Source organism: Rhizobium sp. X9, from assembly GCF_018873185.1.
Classification (GTDB): domain Bacteria; phylum Pseudomonadota; class Alphaproteobacteria; order Rhizobiales; family Rhizobiaceae; genus Agrobacterium; species Agrobacterium oryzihabitans.
Genome location: NZ_CP071312.1, coordinates 1,582,763 through 1,599,404, shown reverse-complemented (window position 1 = coordinate 1,599,404; position 16,642 = coordinate 1,582,763). Strand labels below are relative to the sequence as shown.

The 16,642-nt window shown below is 59.9% G+C and carries 15 protein-coding genes; 6 read left to right on the top strand and 9 right to left on the bottom strand.

Features of this window, described 5'->3' with window-relative positions; translation table 11 throughout:
- Window positions 1-75: 75 nt before the first annotated feature.
- Window positions 76-1,194, bottom strand: a complete 1,119-nt coding sequence (locus JZY08_RS22255; RefSeq protein WP_216331733.1) for a mandelate racemase/muconate lactonizing enzyme family protein — start codon at window positions 1,192-1,194, stop codon at window positions 76-78.
- Window positions 1,195-1,471: 277 nt separating this feature from the next.
- Here JZY08_RS22255 and JZY08_RS22250 point away from each other — a divergent pair, with 277 nt between their 5' ends.
- Window positions 1,472-2,146, top strand: coding sequence for a GntR family transcriptional regulator (locus tag JZY08_RS22250; RefSeq protein WP_216331732.1), 675 nt, complete (start codon window positions 1,472-1,474; stop codon window positions 2,144-2,146).
- A gap of 110 nt (window positions 2,147-2,256) precedes the next feature.
- Window positions 2,257-3,717 (top strand): mannitol dehydrogenase family protein, encoded by a 1,461-nt coding sequence (locus JZY08_RS22245; protein ID WP_216331731.1) that lies wholly within the window; start codon window positions 2,257-2,259, stop codon window positions 3,715-3,717.
- A 64-nt stretch (window positions 3,718-3,781) separates the two neighbouring features.
- Here JZY08_RS22245 and JZY08_RS22240 read toward each other — a convergent pair whose 3' ends face one another.
- From JZY08_RS22240 to JZY08_RS22205, 8 genes are all read right to left on the bottom strand, one after another.
- A complete protein-coding gene (locus JZY08_RS22240; protein WP_216331730.1) occupies window positions 3,782-4,627 on the bottom strand; it encodes an ATP-binding cassette domain-containing protein in 846 nt (281 codons plus the stop codon).
- Window positions 4,624-5,463 (bottom strand): ABC transporter ATP-binding protein, encoded by an 840-nt coding sequence (locus JZY08_RS22235; RefSeq protein ID WP_082185084.1) that lies wholly within the window; start codon window positions 5,461-5,463, stop codon window positions 4,624-4,626. The genes JZY08_RS22240 and JZY08_RS22235 overlap by 4 nt, the downstream gene beginning before the upstream one ends.
- A gap of 3 nt (window positions 5,464-5,466) precedes the next feature.
- Window positions 5,467-6,381, bottom strand: coding sequence for an ABC transporter permease subunit (locus tag JZY08_RS22230; RefSeq protein ID WP_003498443.1), 915 nt, complete (start codon window positions 6,379-6,381; stop codon window positions 5,467-5,469).
- The gene (locus JZY08_RS22225; RefSeq protein ID WP_003498442.1) at window positions 6,378-7,385 is read right to left on the bottom strand and encodes an ABC transporter permease subunit; all 1,008 of its coding nucleotides are present in this window, start codon (window positions 7,383-7,385) and stop codon (window positions 6,378-6,380) included. The genes JZY08_RS22230 and JZY08_RS22225 overlap by 4 nt, the downstream gene beginning before the upstream one ends.
- A gap of 62 nt (window positions 7,386-7,447) precedes the next feature.
- A complete protein-coding gene (locus JZY08_RS22220) occupies window positions 7,448-9,052 on the bottom strand; it encodes an ABC transporter substrate-binding protein (protein ID WP_003498441.1) in 1,605 nt (534 codons plus the stop codon).
- A gap of 120 nt (window positions 9,053-9,172) precedes the next feature.
- Complete coding sequence (locus JZY08_RS22215; protein ID WP_216331729.1) at window positions 9,173-10,360, bottom strand: Xaa-Pro peptidase family protein; 1,188 nt, start codon at window positions 10,358-10,360, stop codon at window positions 9,173-9,175.
- 535 nt (window positions 10,361-10,895) lie between these two features.
- Window positions 10,896-11,645 carry an SDR family oxidoreductase gene (locus JZY08_RS22210; protein ID WP_216331728.1) on the bottom strand — a complete coding sequence of 250 codons (750 nt, stop codon included), beginning with the start codon at window positions 11,643-11,645 and terminating at the stop codon, window positions 10,896-10,898.
- Entirely contained in the window at window positions 11,642-12,256 is a 615-nt protein-coding gene (locus JZY08_RS22205; RefSeq protein ID WP_216331727.1) for a nucleoside 2-deoxyribosyltransferase, read from the bottom strand. The genes JZY08_RS22210 and JZY08_RS22205 overlap by 4 nt, the downstream gene beginning before the upstream one ends.
- 180 nt (window positions 12,257-12,436) lie before the next feature.
- Between JZY08_RS22205 and JZY08_RS22200 the strand changes: the two genes are divergently transcribed.
- The 4 genes from JZY08_RS22200 (at window position 12,437) to JZY08_RS22185 (ending at window position 16,544) form a co-directional block, all read left to right on the top strand.
- Window positions 12,437-13,063 carry a ribonuclease D gene (locus tag JZY08_RS22200; protein WP_082185088.1) on the top strand — a complete coding sequence of 209 codons (627 nt, stop codon included), beginning with the start codon at window positions 12,437-12,439 and terminating at the stop codon, window positions 13,061-13,063.
- A gap of 83 nt (window positions 13,064-13,146) precedes the next feature.
- Complete coding sequence (locus tag JZY08_RS22195; RefSeq protein ID WP_216331726.1) at window positions 13,147-14,376, top strand: hypothetical protein; 1,230 nt, start codon at window positions 13,147-13,149, stop codon at window positions 14,374-14,376.
- Window positions 14,377-14,424: 48 nt separating this feature from the next.
- Window positions 14,425-14,733 carry a hypothetical protein gene (locus tag JZY08_RS22190; protein WP_216331725.1) on the top strand — a complete coding sequence of 103 codons (309 nt, stop codon included), beginning with the start codon at window positions 14,425-14,427 and terminating at the stop codon, window positions 14,731-14,733.
- Between the two features lie 263 nt (window positions 14,734-14,996).
- The gene (locus JZY08_RS22185) at window positions 14,997-16,544 is read left to right on the top strand and encodes a hypothetical protein (protein ID WP_216331724.1); all 1,548 of its coding nucleotides are present in this window, start codon (window positions 14,997-14,999) and stop codon (window positions 16,542-16,544) included.
- Window positions 16,545-16,642 lie beyond the last annotated feature (98 nt).

Here is a 16,642-nt window from a genome sequence, read left to right as displayed (position 1 = left end):
CTGGATGCCGGATCAAGTCCGGCATGACGGAGTACAGGCTTTCCCCTCCTTAAAATCTGGACTGTGTACCGCTGCTCATTTTACCGACTTGCCGTAACGGGCGAAGCTTTCCGCCAGCGGCGTGGTGCTGGCGCCCGGAAGCTCGGGCCGCTTGTAAACGCCGTCGCGGACATGGATCGGTTCTTCGAAATGATCCTTGATCCACGGAATATATTCGAGAATGGTCGAGGCCGGATGCCAGTAGCTCAGATGCACATGCACCTGGCTCATCTCGCCGGCATGCGGCACGACGGGCAGGCGATGGGCGAGCGCGAGATCGGCGACCTGGATATATTCGGTGATGCCGCCGAGCCGGGTCACATCCGGCTGGACATAGGCAACCGCACCCGCATCGATGAATGAGCGGAACGCATCCACCGTATAAAGCTGCTCCCCGAGCGCGATGGGAATGGACGTATTCCGCGCCAGCCGCGCATGGCTCGTGACATCGTCATACCAGAGTGGCTCCTCGAACCAGTAGATATCCAGATCCTTCGCCGCCGCGCAGAAGCGCTGGCAGGTCGGCAGGTCCCACTTGCCATTGCCGTCAATCGCAATCCTGACGGAAGAGCCGACGCGTTTGCGGACGGCTGCAAGCCGCGCAATGTCGATATTCGGATCGTCATGCCCGACCTTGAACTTCAAGCGGGTGAAGCCATCTTCCTCCACCGCCTTGGTGCTGCCAGCCAGCAGATTTTCCAGAGTGAAGGAAAGCCAGCCAATATCGGTATTATAGGCTTCCACTCCGGCCGTGCGCGCGCCGCCAAGGTAATGCCAGAGCGGAACACCCGCCTTTTTCGCCTTCAGGTCCCAGAGCGCCACGTCCACGGCGGCCAGCGCAAGATGTGTGATCCCCGCCCTGCCGACCCATTGCAACGCGGGATAACGGGCAAGTTTCGTCCACAGCCGCGAATGATCGGAGGCATCCTCACCCACCAGAAGCGGCGCATAACAATCGCTGATGCAGGATGTGATCAGCCTGTCGGATGGCAAATGTGCATGGGTGCCGGTGAAGCCGTAGCCCTCCAGGCCATCACTCGTCGTGATCTTTGCGCCAACAACGCCCCAGTGAGTGATGCTGTGTGTGGAATCGGAAATCGACTCCGAGGTCAGCGGCAGATGCAGGATGAAAGGTTCGACAGCGGTTATTTTCATGATCGGTCAGTTCCTCGACGCTTGAGCGGCCTTTGAGGAGGAATAAACGGATGCCCCTTCCTGATCGAAGCCCGACGGCTGGCCGCCGGAAAATCCTCACCCCGCAGTCATTAACCGCAGGAGCGCCCTTCAGGGGAATGCCAGACCGCCCTCCTCCAGCAGCCAGCTTCCGATGACCGATAGAGCTAACGGAAAAACGACCATTGTAAAATAAAAAATTTTTTATTTTTAATATTTGACCATTGTCTGCCTCGTAAAGCTGAGCGATGATGTTTCCATGAACACGCTGGTCAAAGTCACACTCGCCGAACAGGCGCATCAGGAATTGCGGGCACGCATCGTCAGCGGCAGATTGCGCGGCGGCGAGCGCCTGCTGCCCAATGAGCTTGCCGCCGATCTCGGCATCAGCCCCACGCCGGTCAAGGAAGCCTGCCTGAAACTCGAGGCGGACGGGCTGGTGGTCAATTCCTCCCGGCGCGGCATGGTGGTGCGTGATTTTACGGTGGAGGACGTGGAGGAACTCTACGCCGCCAGAATGCTGCTGGAAAAAGGTGCCGTGGAAGTGGCTTTCGATGCCGGGCAACTGGACCGGGCGCTGCATGCGCAGCTTCTGGAAAGTCTTGCGAAACATCGCGAATTTGCCAAAGGCCCGACACTCGACGAATTGTCGAAGGCGCTTTTTTACGATCGCAGCTTTCACACGGCCCTTGTTTCGGCCGCGCGCATTCCGGTCATCTCCGGTTCGCATGAGCGCATTCTCGACCAGACCCACACGGTTTTCGTGTCGATTCTGGGCGATTACGCCCGCTCGGTTGAGGAACACCAGAATATTGCCGATGCCATTGCCGCCGGCAGCAAGGCACAGATCGTGGATGCGCTCTGGCGGCATCTCGAGCGCAGCCGGCAGAATACGCTGCGTCAGGTGCGGCTGTTCAAAGAGGCCCGGGCCTGATCTATTCAGACTATAATGGGAGGGGATGACATGATGGGCGAAAACCCGGACGCCGCAATTCCAGTGGCGTGTGCCACGGATTTTTCTTTTCGGACAGGAAAGTCGCATCGATGACAGACCGGCTTTCCGCTGCCACCCTGCCTCGCCTGCCGCAATCCGTCGCAACGTCTGCCTATGACCGCCAGAAGGTCACGCCGGGCATCGTGCATCTTGGCGTCGGCGCCTTTCACCGCGCGCATCAGGCGGTTTTTATCGACGATTGCCTCAACCGCGGCGAGACGCAATGGGGCATTGTCGCCGCATCGCTCAGAAGCCCGGACACCCGCGACGCCATAGAGCCGCAGGACAATCTCTACACCTTCTGCCTGCGCGATGGAGAAAGCGAGCGCCTGCGCGTCATCGGCTCCATCCTCGAAACCATCGTCGCACCTGAGGACCCCGAACGGCTGGTGGAACGGCTCTCCGATCCGCGTGTCCTTGTCGTGACGCTGACGGTGACGGAGAAGGGTTATCTGACCAATCTCGCATCCCGAAGCCTGCTGCGCGATCATCCCGATATTCTCCATGATCTCGACCATCCGGACCGGCCGCGTTCCATCTTCGGTTTCATTCTTGCCGCCACACGGCGCAGGCGCGCTGAAGGCTCCCTCCCGCTGACGCTTCTGTCCTGCGACAACCTGCCGGCCAACGGGCATGTGCTGCGAAAGCTGCTGCTGGAATTTGCGAGCCTTGCGGACAAGGAACTGGCAGCATTCATCGAGACCAATATTGCTTTCCCCTGCTCGATGGTGGACCGGATCGTTCCCGCGACGACGGATGAGGATCGGCATTCGATATCCGCAGCACTTGGTGCGCGCGATGCCTGGCCAGTGGTGGCCGAACCCTATTTCCGCTTCGTCATCGAGGACAATTTTCCGCATGGAAGGCCGGCGCTCGAAAAATCGGGCGTGGAATTCGTCGGCAATGTCGAGCCATATGAACATATGAAGCTCAGAATGCTGAACGGTTCCCATAGCGCCATCGCCGCCATCGGCCAGATCGCCGGCCTTGCGACGGTGGCCGATGCCTGGGGCGAAAAGCCCGTGCGCGATTTCATCGATGCCTATTGGCGCGAGATCAACCGAACACTCGACCCCGCCGTCGACGGCGCGGAATTCGCGGACGGCCTGCGGGAGCGTTTCGCCAATCCTTCGCTGCAACACAAGACCATGCAGATTGCCTCCGATGCCTCGCAGAAGGTGCCGTTGCGCATTCTCGCCCCCTTGCGCGAATTGCTGGAAGAGAAGGCCGAAAGCAGGACCGTCATTTTCGCGGTCGCCCTGTGGATCAGGTCCTGCGCGGACAGGGATGAAAAGGGTCAACTGATCACCATTCTCGATCCTGCTTTCAAGGAATGGGATGCCCCGGACCAACTGACAATGTCGCCCGATGCCGTCGTCGACCGTTTTCTCACCTTCGGGCGCACATTTGGCGAGGACCTTCCTGAAAACGAGACCTTCGTCTCAACCCTGAAGGCCGCTTATCGCAATATTCGGGAAAATGGCGCGCTCGGCGCCATCGCTGATTTTTGAAGTCCTGAAAAAAGAACAGGCCGGAAATCCGGCCTGCTCAACTTTACTCACCGGTAAAAATCACTCAAGCCGTCGCAGCCTGCCGTGCCGCCTTGCGGCGTTCCACGCGGGCGCGGATGGCGTCGACATCCGTGATCGGCGTGGCTGCAAAAAGCTGGCGCGTATAGGCGTGTTTGGGATCGGCAAACAGTTCCTCGCGCGTTCCCTGCTCCACGGCCTCGCCCTTCGAGATGACCATCACGTCATCGGCGATATAACGGACCACGGAAAGATCGTGGCTGACGAAGACGTAGGTGAGTTCGAACTCTTCCTGCAGATCCCTGAGCAGGTTCAGCACCTGCGCCTGTACCGACAGATCGAGCGCCGAGACCGGTTCGTCCAGCACCAGAAGTGCCGGATTGAGCATCAACGCCCGTGCAATGGCGATGCGCTGGCGCTGGCCGCCCGAGAACATATGCGGATAGCGGTTGAAGTGTTCCGGCCCAAGGCCCACCTTCACCAGCATGGCTTCAGCCCGCTCGCGACGCTCGGAAGCCGGCATCTTTGTATTGATGACAAGCGGTTCCATCAGCACGTCGCCCACCTTCTGGCGCGGATTGAGGCTGCCATAGGGGTTCTGGAACACCATCTGCACCTTGGAGCGCATGTCGGTGCCGGGACGACGCTTGGCGATATCGACCGGCTGGCCGTCGATCTTCAGCTCGCCGCCGGATGCCGGATCGATCAGCGCGATGATGCGCGCAAGCGTTGACTTGCCCGAACCGGATTCCCCGACGATGGCGAGCGTCTTGCCGCGCTCGACAGCGAAATCGATGCCCTTCAGCGCCTGAACCGTCTTGGCGCCGCCGAACAGGCCGCCCGGAACGTGATAATGGCGGGTAACGCCCTTGCCTTCGACAACGATGCTCATTGAACGCCCTCCTTGCCGAAGAAATCGGAAACCGTGGGCAGGCGGTCACCGGTCGCATTTTCCGGCAGGGCCGAAAGCAATGCCTTGGTATAGGGATGCTGCGGGGCTTCGAAGAGGCTTAAGACATCCGCCTCCTCCATCTTGCGGCCCTTATATTGCACCACGACGCGGTCTGCGGTTTCCGCCACAACACCCATGTCATGGGTGATGAGGATGAGCGCCATGCCGTATTCTTCCTGCAGGGTCATCAACAGATCGAGGATCTGCTTCTGGATCGTCACGTCGAGCGCGGTCGTCGGCTCGTCGGCGATCAGCAGACGCGGTTTGGAGGCGATTGCGATCGCGATCATAACACGCTGGCATTGACCGCCGGACATCTGGTGCGGATAGGCGTTAAGCTTGGTCTCCGGATCGGGAATACCGACGGCCCGGAACAGTTCGAGCGCCCGCGCACGCGCGGCGGACCGGCCCATGCCGAGATTGAGGCGCAGCACCTCCTCGATCTGGAAACCGACCGTAAACGACGGGTTGAGCGACGCGACCGGCTCTTGAAAGATCATGGTGATCTCGCGGCCGATCAGCTTGCGACGCTCCTGCGGCGTCATCGCCAGCAGGTTCGTGCCGTCGAAGGTCATCTCGTCGGCGGTGATTGTCGCCGTATCGGGCAGAAGCCCCATCACGGCGAGCATGGATACCGACTTGCCCGAACCGGACTCCCCGACGATGGCCAGCACTTCGTGCTTGTCCACGGAGACATCGATGCCGTTAACGGCGGTGAAGGCCCCGGTGGCGGTGGCGAACTTGACGGTGAGGTTCTTGATTTTCAGCAGGCTCATCGGTCAGCTCCGCTTCAGTTTGGGATCGAGCGCATCACGCAGCCCGTCGCCCATCAGGTTGATGGCGAGCACGGATACGAGGATCGTGAGACCCGGAAGGGTAACGACCCACCAGGCGCGCAGGATGAACTCGCGGGCCTCGGCCAGCATCGTGCCCCATTCGGAGGCGGGCGGCTGCGCGCCCATGCCGAGGAAGCCGAGAGCCGCCGCATCAAGAACGGCGGACGAGAAGGAAAGCGTCGCCTGCACGATCAAGGGCGCAAGGCAGTTCGGCAGGATGGTCTTGAACATCAGCCGGAAATTGCCGGCACCCGCCACACGGGCGGCCGTGACATATTCACGGCGCAACTCGCTCATGACAGCCGCACGCGTCAGACGCGCGAAATGCGGCTGGTAGACGATGGCGATTGCTATCATGGCATTCGTGAGCCCAGGCCCCAGGATTGCAACCAGCACAAGCGCCAGAAGCAGCGAGGGAAACGCCAGGATGACGTCCATCACGCGCATGATGACGGTATCGACCCAGCCGCCGAAGAAGCCGGCGACGAGACCGATGACGATACCGCCGACAAGCGCGATGGAGACGACCACGACACCGATGAACAGCGAATATTGGGCGCCATAGATCAGGCGGGACAGCATGTCGCGGCCGACCGCATCGGTGCCGAAGAAGAAGCCGGCACGGCCCCCGTCCTGCCACACCGGCGGAACGAGCAGCGCATCGCGATATTGCTGGGTCGGATCATGCGGCGCGATCAGGGGCGCAAAAACCGCGATGAGGACCAGGAGAATGAAGACGGCAAGGCCGATGACGGCGCCACGGTTCTGGCGGAAATAGAACCAGAAATCGGCGATCATCCGGCGGCGGATGGCGGCGTCAGAAAGCCTGACGACGGGAGCTGTGGTCACATCGCTCATTTGTGACGGATCCTCGGATTGATGAGGCCATAGGTCAGATCGACAAGCAGGTTGACGACCATTACCAGACCCGCGATCAGAAGCAGGCCGCTCTGCACGACCGGATAGTCGCGGCGAGAGATGGAATCGATCATCCACTTGCCGATGCCCGGCCAGGAAAAGATGGTTTCGGTCAGGATTGCGCCCGCCATCAGCACGCCGATCTGCAGGCCGATGGTGGTGATGACCGGGATCATGGCGTTGCGAAGCGCATGGATGCCGACGACGCGGGAGGGCGACATGCCCTTGGCGCGCGCTGTGCGCACATAATCTTCACTCAGGACCTCCAGCATTGCCGAGCGCGTCTGGCGCGCGATGACGGCAAGGGGAATGGTGGCAAGCACCACCGAAGGCAGAATGAGATGGGACAAAGCCGAGGCGAAGGCCCCCTTCTGCCCGGAGATCAGGCTGTCAATCAGCATGAAACCGGTGACGGACGGGAAGAAATACATCAGCGAGATGCGGCCCGACACCGGCGTCCACTGCAGGATGCCGGAGAACATGATGATGAGCAGCAGGCCCCACCAGAAGATCGGCATGGAGAAGCCCACCAGCGCGGTCGTCATGGAAATCTGGTCGAACCACGAGCCGCGACGGATGGCGGCAATGACGCCCACCGGCACACCGATCACGGTGGCGATGATGATGGCGACGAGGCCAAGCTCGACCGTCGCGGGGAAGAGCGACAGGAACTCAGTCAGAACGGGTTTCTTGGTGACCAGCGAATTGCCGAGATCACCCTGAAGCAGCCGCCCAAGAAAATGGAGATATTGCTGCCAGATAGGCTGGCTGAAGCCGAGCTGTTCGGCAAGCTGCGCATGCCGTTCGGGTGAAATGCCGCGCTCACCCGCCATCAACAGCACGGGATCTCCCGGCAGGACGCGAACGAAGGCAAAGGCGACAATGGTAATCCCGAGAAATGTCGGAACGAGATAGAGAAGTTTGCCGAAAATGAACCGGATCATGGTTTTTTCCTGAAAAGACGCGCGGAAGAACCGGGTTCTTCCGCGCGTCCTGTTACTTGGGATTACTCCGCGATATCGACGGATTCGAAGGTGAAGTCGCCAAGCGGGCTCATGGTGAAGCCGGAAACCTTGGCAGACATCGGAACGAACTGCGTGGAATGCGCAAGCGTCGCCCACGGAGCCTGTTCCTTGAAGATCACCTGCGCCTGCTCATAAAGCTTGGTGCGCTCAGCGACGTCGGTGGTCTGCTTCGCCTTGGAAAGCAGTTCGGAGAACTCCTTGTTGCACCATTGCGCACGGTTTGCACCGCCTTCGCCGGTTGCGGCGCAGGAGAGCAGAACGCCCATGAAGTTATCCGGGTCACCGTTGTCGCCGGTCCAGCCGAGGATGACGGAGCCGTCGCGGTTCACTTCGGTCGACTTCTTGAGGTATTCACCCCATTCGAAGGAGACGATCTCGGCCTTGACGCCGACCTTCGCGAAATCCGACTGGATCAGCTCGGCCGTGCGGCGGGCGTTCGGCATGTAGGGACGCTGAACCGGCATCGCCCAGATCTTCATCGTCAGATCCTTGACGCCAGCGGCTTCGAGAGCCTTCTTGGCGGCTTCCGGATCGTACGGATCGTCCTTGATGCTGTCGTTGTAGGACCACATCGTCGGCGGGATCGGGTTCTTGGCAACAGTGCCGGCACCCTGGAAGACGGCGTCGATGATCGCCTGCTTGTTCATCGCCATGTTCAGCGCCTTGCGCACTTCCGGCTTGTCGAAAGGTGCAACGGTGGTGTTGTAGGCGAAGTAGGCAACGTTCAGACCGGGCTGCTCGTCAAGCTTGAGGTTCTTGTCGGCGCGGATGGTGGCCAGGTCAGCCGGAGCCGGATAAGGCATCAGGTGGCATTCGCCGGCCTTCAGCTTCTGCAGACGAACGGCGGCGTCAGGCGTGATCGCGAAGATCAGATCGTCGATCTTCGGCGCGTCACCCCAGTAGTCGGCATTCTTCTGGTAGCGGATGACCGCGTCCTTTTGATAGGCGACGAACTTGAACGGACCGGTGCCGATCGGCAGGTTGTTGAAGTCTTCCTTGGTGCCGGCCTTGTCGAGCGTATCGGCATATTCCTTCGATACGATCGAAGCGAAAGGCATGGCGATGTTGGCGAGGAACGGCGCTTCCGGGCGCGTCAGAACGAACTTGACGGTGTAATCGTCAACCTTGACGATTTCCTTTATCAGCGACGGCATTTCCATGGAGTTGTAATATTCGTAGGTGATGCCTGCGATATACTGGTTCCACGGGTTCTTTGCGTCGCCCTGGCGGTTGTAGCTGAAGATCACGTCATCGGCGTTGAAATCGCGGCTCGGCGTGAACTTGTCGTTGGAGTGGAACTTGACACCCTTGCGCAGGTGGAAGGTGTATTCCAGACCGTCGCTCGAAACATCCCATTTTTCGGCGAGACCAGGCTCGACTTCGGTCGTGCCCTTCTTGAACTCGGTCAGACGGTTGTAGACCGGATGCGCGGAGGCATCGAAGGTGCCGCCGGCGGTGTAAGGCGACGGATCGAAGCCTTCCGGCGATGCCTCGGAGCAATAAACGAAGGTCTTCGCCATGGCAGGCACGGCGGAAGTGATCGCAATCGCAGAGGCGATAAGCAAACTGCGGGTCAGCGTTTTCATCTGGTGGTCCTTTCCCTCTTTTTCTGAGTTCCTGCGGCCCCGTCCGGGGGCCTACCTCTTCTGGTCAGCAGCGACGCGGGGAGCCCCGTGCCGCTGTTCGGTCCTTTGCCTCCCGACCAATTACCCGGCGACCGGCTGGAACAGCCGGTCGAGGTTCTTTTCCGGAGGGCAGAACCAGCGCGGTCCCGCCTCCGTCATATATACAATGTCCTCGAGACGGACGCCGCATTCCCCATAAACGCACAGCATCGGCTCGATGGAAAAGCACATGCCCGGCTCAAGCGCCGTGGCATTTCCTGCAACGATATAGGGTTCTTCGTGAATATCCAGCCCAAGCCCGTGGCCGGTGCGGTGCGGCAGGCCGGGAAGCTGATAATCCGGTCCGAAACCAGCCGCTTTCAGGCTGTCGCGCGCAGCCTTGTCCACGTCCGAGCAGGCAGCGCCGACCTTAGCCGCGTCAAAGGCCGCAGCCTGAGCGTCGCGTTCGGCATTCCAGAGAAAACGCTGCCGTTCCGTCGGCTGACCGAAAACATAGGTGCGGGTGATATCCGAACGATAGCCGTGAAGAATGGCGCCGAGATCGACCAGCACCATATCGCCATCGTTCAGCGTCTGCGCATAGGGCACGCCATGCGGATAGGCCGTCGCCTCGCCGAACTGCACGGCCACAAAAAGCGGCTTCATGCCAAGCGCGATATGCGCGGCGTTGACGAAATCAGCCACTTCTGTTGTGGAAACGCCCGGACGAAGCCCCTCGAACACAGCCTTCTGCACGCCGTAGCTCGCATCCATCGCTGTCTGGATGATGGCGATCTCGGCTGCGGATTTGACCTGCCGCTGGGCAACGATCATCGGCTGGGCGGAAATGATCCGGCCTTCCAGACGCTGCATCAGGGCCGAGGCAAAGACAAAGGGAGTGGCGGGATCGATGGCGACAAGATGGCCGGGGCACGCCAGAGCATCGATGCGCTTCACCATCAGGTCGAATGGATTTTCATCCTCTTCCCAGACGGCAACCTCACCCGGAATGCGGATCAGGGTCTGAAGCTTCGGCTCCTCGAAAGTCGGGCTGACATAGACCGGATTACCCTCGGCGGGCACGAGGGCACCATGAATGCGCTCCGAAAGCCCAAGCGAAAGGCCGGTATAATAAGTCAGCGACGATGATGCATCGAGCCAGACCGCCTTCACATTTTGCTGGATCATTCGCGCTTGCAGGCCGCGCAACCGCGCCCTCAGTTCGTCTTCAGCGATCGATGAAACCGCGATCGGCTGAAACCGCTTCAGCGCCTCTTTAAAGTCTGCCATTCTCTCCCCGCCGCTTTCGGGCGCACAGACACAAGCGTGTCGGCAACCTCCCAAGCGTTCTTTTGCCCATGCTTAACCACAGGCCGATGGCTAAGCAATGGGCCTGCACCATGCGCCGCCACAAAACTGTGCATATTCATCTAGACATAACGAAATTGTGATCAACGCGCGTCCGATTCCGGCAAGCATCGCCTTGACGGCGAAACCGGAAACACCCCCGCGAATTCAGGGGGAACATCATCATCGCCGCAGCAAGAGCGCCAGGCGACAAAGATCAAAAGAAAGCCCAAAAAAGGAAAAAGCCTGCCGCGGGAGGAGGTGCGGCAGGCTTCAAACTTGATCGGCGACTGGGAGGAGGAGTGCCACCGATCCACATCTAGCGACGCTGGGAGGAGGAGTGCGTCGCTTCGATGATTTGAATATAGCGACTTCCGCGCTTTTTAACAGAGCAAGTCTCGCAATGCAGCATTGCATTTCTGCATAGCTCTGAAAATCCTGCTTGGTTTTTCAGCACTCCCGCAAAAACCCTGAGAAATCAGCTTTCCCGGTATACCTGGAAACCGGCAAAGGACTGGTTGACCGGCATGAGTTCGAGGCTGTTGATGTTGATATGCTTGGGCTGCGAGGCCACCCAATAGATCGTGTTGGCGATATCGTCCGCCGTGATCGGATTAACGCCCTTGTAGAGATTATCCGATGCATCCTGGTTGCCACCGGTGCGCACGAGCGTGAATTCCGTCTCGCACATACCGGGTTCGATGGAGGTGACACGCACGCCCTTTCCATGCAGGTCGGAGCGAAGACCGAGCGAGAATTGCCGCAGGAAGGCTTTGGTGCCGGCATAGACGTTGCCGCCGGCATAGGGCCAGTGCGCAGCCACCGACGAGAGGTTGACGACAATGCCCTTGCGGTCGATCAGGGTCGGCAAGAGCTGGTGGGTGATGTTCAGGAGACCGGTGATATTGGTGTTCACCATGGTCTGCCAGTCCTTCAGCGGCACCTGCGGCGCAGGCGCTGTGCCAAGTGCCAGGCCGGCATTGTTGACGAGGATGTCAATGTCCCGGAAACCCTCCGGCAGAACCGCAAGCGCCTTTTGCGTCGCATCTTCGTCGGTGATGTCGAAGGCGACGCCGTGAAAGGCGGTGCCGAGTTCCTGCGCCAGCGCCTCCAACCGTTCCGCCCGCCGGCCGGTGCCGATGACCTTCCAGCCCTCCTGGATGAAGCGCCGTGCCGTTGCCTGTCCGAAACCGGATGTGGCGCCGGTGATGAGGATGGTACCGCTCATGATGATGTCTCCGCTAGATTTTTTCTGTCAGGGTCAGGCTGTATCAATAATTTTTCAGCGGCCGCCGCCAGGCAGCGCTTGTATGCGTCCAGATCCGTATAAAGCGCCTCTTCGGATGCGTTGCCGACAATGATGACGCCGCCGCGACGCACGATCCCGCCATGCAGCATGAGATTGTCGACCATGTCGAAATTCTCGATCGACAACCCGTCCGGGCCGCGATACCGGCCAGTGTCGTCAATCGCGGCAACGCCGCCGTAATGCGCCTTGATGCGGGTGAAGTGATTGGCCGCGACGTTGGTATAGGCGAAAACCGGCTTGCCCAGCGCGCACATGAAACCCAACTCGTAACTCGTTCCCGTATCGGCGGCGACACCGCGGAACGGCGTGAGATTGGCGATCACCGCATCGGCTTCCAGCATCATCTGCTCGTCGATGGCATTGATGTTGCAACCGTGGCCGATCTTCGTATCCGCCGGAGGGATTTGCAGATCACCCGGCGATAGCGGCACAAAGCCTGCTTCCCGCGCAAGGGCAGCCTTGAGGTCGAGCATTTCACGGGCGTTCGGAAGGAAAACCTCCGGTCCGGCGAGATAGATTTTCTTTGTCATCGGGAATGTCATGCGATCTGTAAGATAGAGGATATTCCTGAAACTAACCCGGGGGCTTTCGCAAAGGCAAGTGCCAAGGGCGCTTGGGATGACGCGCCGGAACGGCCCATAAAACGGTATCGTCCAGCCTTTCTTTCCGTTATAGCCGGAGCGACAAACTGGAAATTTCTGGAGCAAGACATGGCAGCACCCATCCGTTACCACGAAGGCGATATTTCCGCCGAAGATGCCGCGCGTTATACCGGCGCCATCGCAATCGATACGGAAACACTGGGACTGGTGCCGCGCCGCGACCGTCTCTGCGTTGTCCAGCTTTCGCCCGGCGACGGCACGGCGGACGTCATCCGCATTGCAGCCGGCCAGAAGGAGGCTCCTAACCTCGTCCGGATGCTTGCCGATCCCGCCCGCCAGAAGATTTTTCATTATGGCCGTTTCGACATTGCCGTTCTGTTCCACACCTTCGGCGTGACGACCACGCCGGTTTTCTGCACCAAGATCGCCTCGCGCCTGACCCGCACCTATACGGACCGGCATGGGCTGAAGGACAATCTGAAGGAAATGCTGGAAATCGATATTTCCAAGGCGCAGCAATCATCGGACTGGGCAGCGGAAACCCTGTCGCCCGCGCAGCTCGAATATGCCGCCTCCGACGTGCTTCACCTGCATGCGTTGCGCGACAAGCTGACCGCCCGCCTCATACGCGATGGCCGCCTCGACCACGCCGATGCCTGTTTCGCGTTTTTGCCGACCCGTGCGAAGCTCGATCTTCTCGGTTGGGAAGAAACGGATATTTTCGCCCATAGCTGAGCGTTTCTCCGCTTCGTTTAAGCACTGATTTACCAGAACTGCCTATTCTCGGCCGCAACTTTGGGCGGCCGGGGACTTTCCAGATGATTACTCCGCTACAGCAGACGGCGGGCATTGCAGTCAGCGATCTCATGCGGTCGATGGTCGAAACCATCGAGGAGCGCCAGCGCGAAGAGCAGGAAAAGGCAAACGGCACCAAAAAGGACGAGGCGGTCAAGACACAGCCGCAGCCGGACGAAAGCCAGCGTGTCGCCAATGAAAAGATAAGCGCCTATCTGTTTGGCTTCATGAAACCGGACGCGGATCCCTTCGCCTCGCTTGTCTCCCGTTTCTCCTCTGCCCTCGGCATCACCCAGGAAGCCGACGAATCGAGCTTCTCTTTCGCACAGCGGCTCCAGGACGCATTGACCCTGACCGCAAATTTCGAAAAAGCCGATCCGCTGGGAAAAGCCACGAAGATTTCCCTGACGTCCTTCGGCGTTTCGGAAGGACAGGTTGTGGACGTGCTGAACAACGGCGTCAACGCCAAGACGGACCCCATGGCGGCACTCGCCGCCCGCATCGCCAAAAGCGCCGGCCTGACAGGCAAGGAAGAGGATTTCGGCGAGCAGATGTCGAAGGCCATCATGGCGGCGCGCGCCAACTTGCCCAAGAGCGTCGATGATCTGGAAAAATCCACGGGCCTCAAGGAACTCGGCGTTTCGGCGCAGCAGATGATCGCTGCCATCTCCAACCCGTATGGAGATGCAGCGCGTGCTGTCAAGGATGCACTGAACGAGCAGGCGAAAGGCACCCGCTTCATGACGCAGGAGACCCTGAAGGTCATCCAGCGTCTGGAAGATGTCGCCGATCCGAAAACCAAGGAAGAACTGCAGGCGGAGCGCGGTGAAAACCGCATTGGCGAAGTCAATGATGCCGAAGTTGCGGCCGAGCGGGAAAAGGACATCCAGACACGCGATGCGCAGGGCAAGCTCGAAGATGTGCAGAAACTTCAGGACGTCGTGAAAGAGCACCTGGATGCTTCCGCCAATGAAAAAACGGAAGGCGCCGAGGGACAGGGCCCGGTCGACATTTCATCGGAAATCGCCCTGATCTCCGTGCTTGCGGCAACGCCTGCGACGGAAACGGCCCTGGCGGAAGACGATGACGAAACTGCAAAGACAGATGCGGCCGCCACGCAGGCGGATGCGAAAGACGACGCCGAAAAACTGCTTGATGCACAGGCGGTTGTCGAGAATGCCCGAAACACCATTCTGCCGATCTCGATCGACGACAATGGCCTTTATGAACTGCTGAAGAAAAAGGCGGCATGATTGCCGTTTCCAGCAGTCACTTGAGCGAAACATGATGTGAGTTCAGACATGTCCGATATATCAGGCGTATTCGGTAGCGCCAGTCACGATACCGAACCGAACGCGGCCCAGGCGCTGCTCTCCATGTCAGCCCCGCCGCTCGTCCCGGATGACGCCGATTTTATTATGCCGGCCGAAGAAGAACCTGCCATCGCTCCTGAAGAAACCCGCCCGGAAAGAAGCTTCCCCAAGGCGAGCTGGCTTGACGCGATGCCGCCGGAAGCCGTCGAGATGACGACCAGTGAACCCGACCACATTTCATCGGTCAATTCAGATGATAACGGGCTTTACCGCATGTTCATCGGCATCTCCCCCTGACGAACCCGCCGGGGCGCAATGCTCATGGTTAGCCAAATCTTAATATCTGCAGGTCAAGCTTCGGCTTGATGATTCTGTGTGCTCCGACAAGAGCTGGCATTCGGGCCAGCGGCGCGCACGGCGCTCCCGCATGAGCGGGCGAGATGACACCTGTACATCACCGGCGCGGCAATCTTTCAACATACGGGCCAAATGCGGATCAGAGAGCCAGGGATTGGCCCTTTCGCAGCCAGCGGCGGTCATCGATAGGAACGGAGCGCAGCATGTTACCGCCTGTACCGAAAATTCCGGCAGCCGATGCCGCCTATGGAGCCGCAGCCACGCCGACACCGCGCGGGCAGCTGAAAGAGGTCGTGCAGCCACAGCCGAGCAATCCTGCTCCCGACAATGGCGGCGATGTTTTTGCCAGAGCCGCAATTGCCACCCTCACCAGCGAATTTCAGCTTTCCCGCAGTACCGCAGTTCTGGCGGAAACGCTCGGCAAGCTGATGAACCTGCCGAGGCGTGACGGCGAAGCCATTCAAAACTATGTGGTGCGCCTGACCGATGCCCTTCGCGCCCTGCCCGCGCCGCAGCGTCTGGCGCTGGAACAACAGGTTGCCAAGGTGCTGCAGGGGTTGAGCCTTTCAATGCTTGCCGAAATCCTGAAACAGCCGACGGGCCCCGATGCCGCCCGCCTTGCGCTTCTGATCGAGCTTTCCCGCTACAAGGGAATGGATCTTGCCGCAAAGGCAGTCGTCTCTTCCTATCAGCAAAATAATTCGGCCAATCCGACGCCCGCACAGCGGCCCCAGCCGGGGTCGCAAAACGTCCAAAACCAGAGTGCGGAAAGCCGCCCGAATGCGACAGCGACAGCGCAGCCGGTAAATGCAGCAACCGGCCGGCTCCTGTCTCAATTCATTGGCCCGCTTGCCCTCAACAGCGCAGCCGTCAAAGCCATTGTGGCTGCGCAGACGGCACCGCCGGACCTCCGCGTCAATCTTCCCATCCCGCCCGCCAATGCGCCCGATGCTTCGCCCGAAACCGTAAAGCCGGATGGAAAGTCCGAAAACACGATGCGTCCGCTTCAATTGCAAACGAGTGGCGCGACAAAGGAAGGGCAGGTGCCGGCAGATGCGCGTGCCGCAAACCCGGCACGGGTGGAAAACGCCGAAATACGTCCTGCCCTGCCCCATCGGGACATTGCTAAGGCGGAGCAGAAAGAAGCACGGACGGCATTACCCCAGTCGTCCGGCCAGCCTGCAGGCGATGTCAAAAATATTGAAAACCTGTTGCTTGCAGCTCTCGCCGGCAAGCTTCCTGCCAAAACAACAGCTGCAGCGCAGCCTGCCGCCACGCAGCCGGGCGTCCCACCGCGACAGCTGGAAGAACAGCCTGCCGAAAAAGCCGTTTCGGCAACACCCGCCGCCCGCCCATCCGGCGAGGAAACGGAGACAGCAGCACATCGGCCTGAAGCCCAGCCACTGCCCCGCGCCGCATTTGATCCTGAAGCCAGAATGGCGATGCTCGAACAATCGGCGTCACAATCGCTGATCGCTGCGGCTCTCGCAAAAGAAGGCACGCCGCTACCGCTCATCGCCTATCCCCCGGCGGAAGATGACCACGAATCGGAAAGCCCGCATCGCGGACGCGGCCCGTTTTCCGAGGAGGAGGCAGAAGGCGACCCAGAGGGTGAAAATTCCGGCAGTCAGGATGAAGCCGAAGAACGGGTGGCGGCCAATGACGAGACCGGCGAACCGGGAGCGCCTCAGGAGGGGGCTTCCGACGATAGCGCGGAAAATTATTACCTCAGGATGAGCGGCATGCTCTGAGCCCCGCGCCACTCATTCGGCCATAACGCGGACATTCCACCCAATAAAAAACCCGCCGGAAATTCCGGCGGGTTCTTCATTTCAAAGGATCGAAGCGA

What these genes read in the sequence shown, in the direction of transcription:
- JZY08_RS22200 (WP_082185088.1), top strand. Translation starts at nt 12,437, where the DNA reads ATGGCAGCACCCATCCGTTACCACGAAGGCGATATTTCCGCCGAAGAT.
- JZY08_RS22215 (WP_216331729.1), bottom strand. Translation starts at nt 10,360, where the DNA reads ATGGCAGACTTTAAAGAGGCGCTGAAGCGGTTTCAGCCGATCGCGGTT.
- JZY08_RS22245 (WP_216331731.1), top strand. Translation starts at nt 2,257, where the DNA reads ATGACAGACCGGCTTTCCGCTGCCACCCTGCCTCGCCTGCCGCAATCC.
- JZY08_RS22255 (WP_216331733.1), bottom strand. Translation starts at nt 1,194, where the DNA reads ATGAAAATAACCGCTGTCGAACCTTTCATCCTGCATCTGCCGCTGACC.
- JZY08_RS22230 (WP_003498443.1), bottom strand. Translation starts at nt 6,381, where the DNA reads ATGAGCGATGTGACCACAGCTCCCGTCGTCAGGCTTTCTGACGCCGCC.
- JZY08_RS22240 (WP_216331730.1), bottom strand. Translation starts at nt 4,627, where the DNA reads ATGAGCATCGTTGTCGAAGGCAAGGGCGTTACCCGCCATTATCACGTT.
- JZY08_RS22220 (WP_003498441.1), bottom strand. Translation starts at nt 9,052, where the DNA reads ATGAAAACGCTGACCCGCAGTTTGCTTATCGCCTCTGCGATTGCGATC.
- JZY08_RS22250 (WP_216331732.1), top strand. Translation starts at nt 1,472, where the DNA reads ATGAACACGCTGGTCAAAGTCACACTCGCCGAACAGGCGCATCAGGAA.
- JZY08_RS22190 (WP_216331725.1), top strand. Translation starts at nt 14,425, where the DNA reads ATGTCCGATATATCAGGCGTATTCGGTAGCGCCAGTCACGATACCGAA.
- JZY08_RS22205 (WP_216331727.1), bottom strand. Translation starts at nt 12,256, where the DNA reads ATGACAAAGAAAATCTATCTCGCCGGACCGGAGGTTTTCCTTCCGAAC.
- JZY08_RS22225 (WP_003498442.1), bottom strand. Translation starts at nt 7,385, where the DNA reads ATGATCCGGTTCATTTTCGGCAAACTTCTCTATCTCGTTCCGACATTT.
- JZY08_RS22185 (WP_216331724.1), top strand. Translation starts at nt 14,997, where the DNA reads ATGTTACCGCCTGTACCGAAAATTCCGGCAGCCGATGCCGCCTATGGA.
- JZY08_RS22195 (WP_216331726.1), top strand. Translation starts at nt 13,147, where the DNA reads ATGATTACTCCGCTACAGCAGACGGCGGGCATTGCAGTCAGCGATCTC.
- JZY08_RS22235 (WP_082185084.1), bottom strand. Translation starts at nt 5,463, where the DNA reads ATGAGCCTGCTGAAAATCAAGAACCTCACCGTCAAGTTCGCCACCGCC.
- JZY08_RS22210 (WP_216331728.1), bottom strand. Translation starts at nt 11,645, where the DNA reads ATGAGCGGTACCATCCTCATCACCGGCGCCACATCCGGTTTCGGACAG.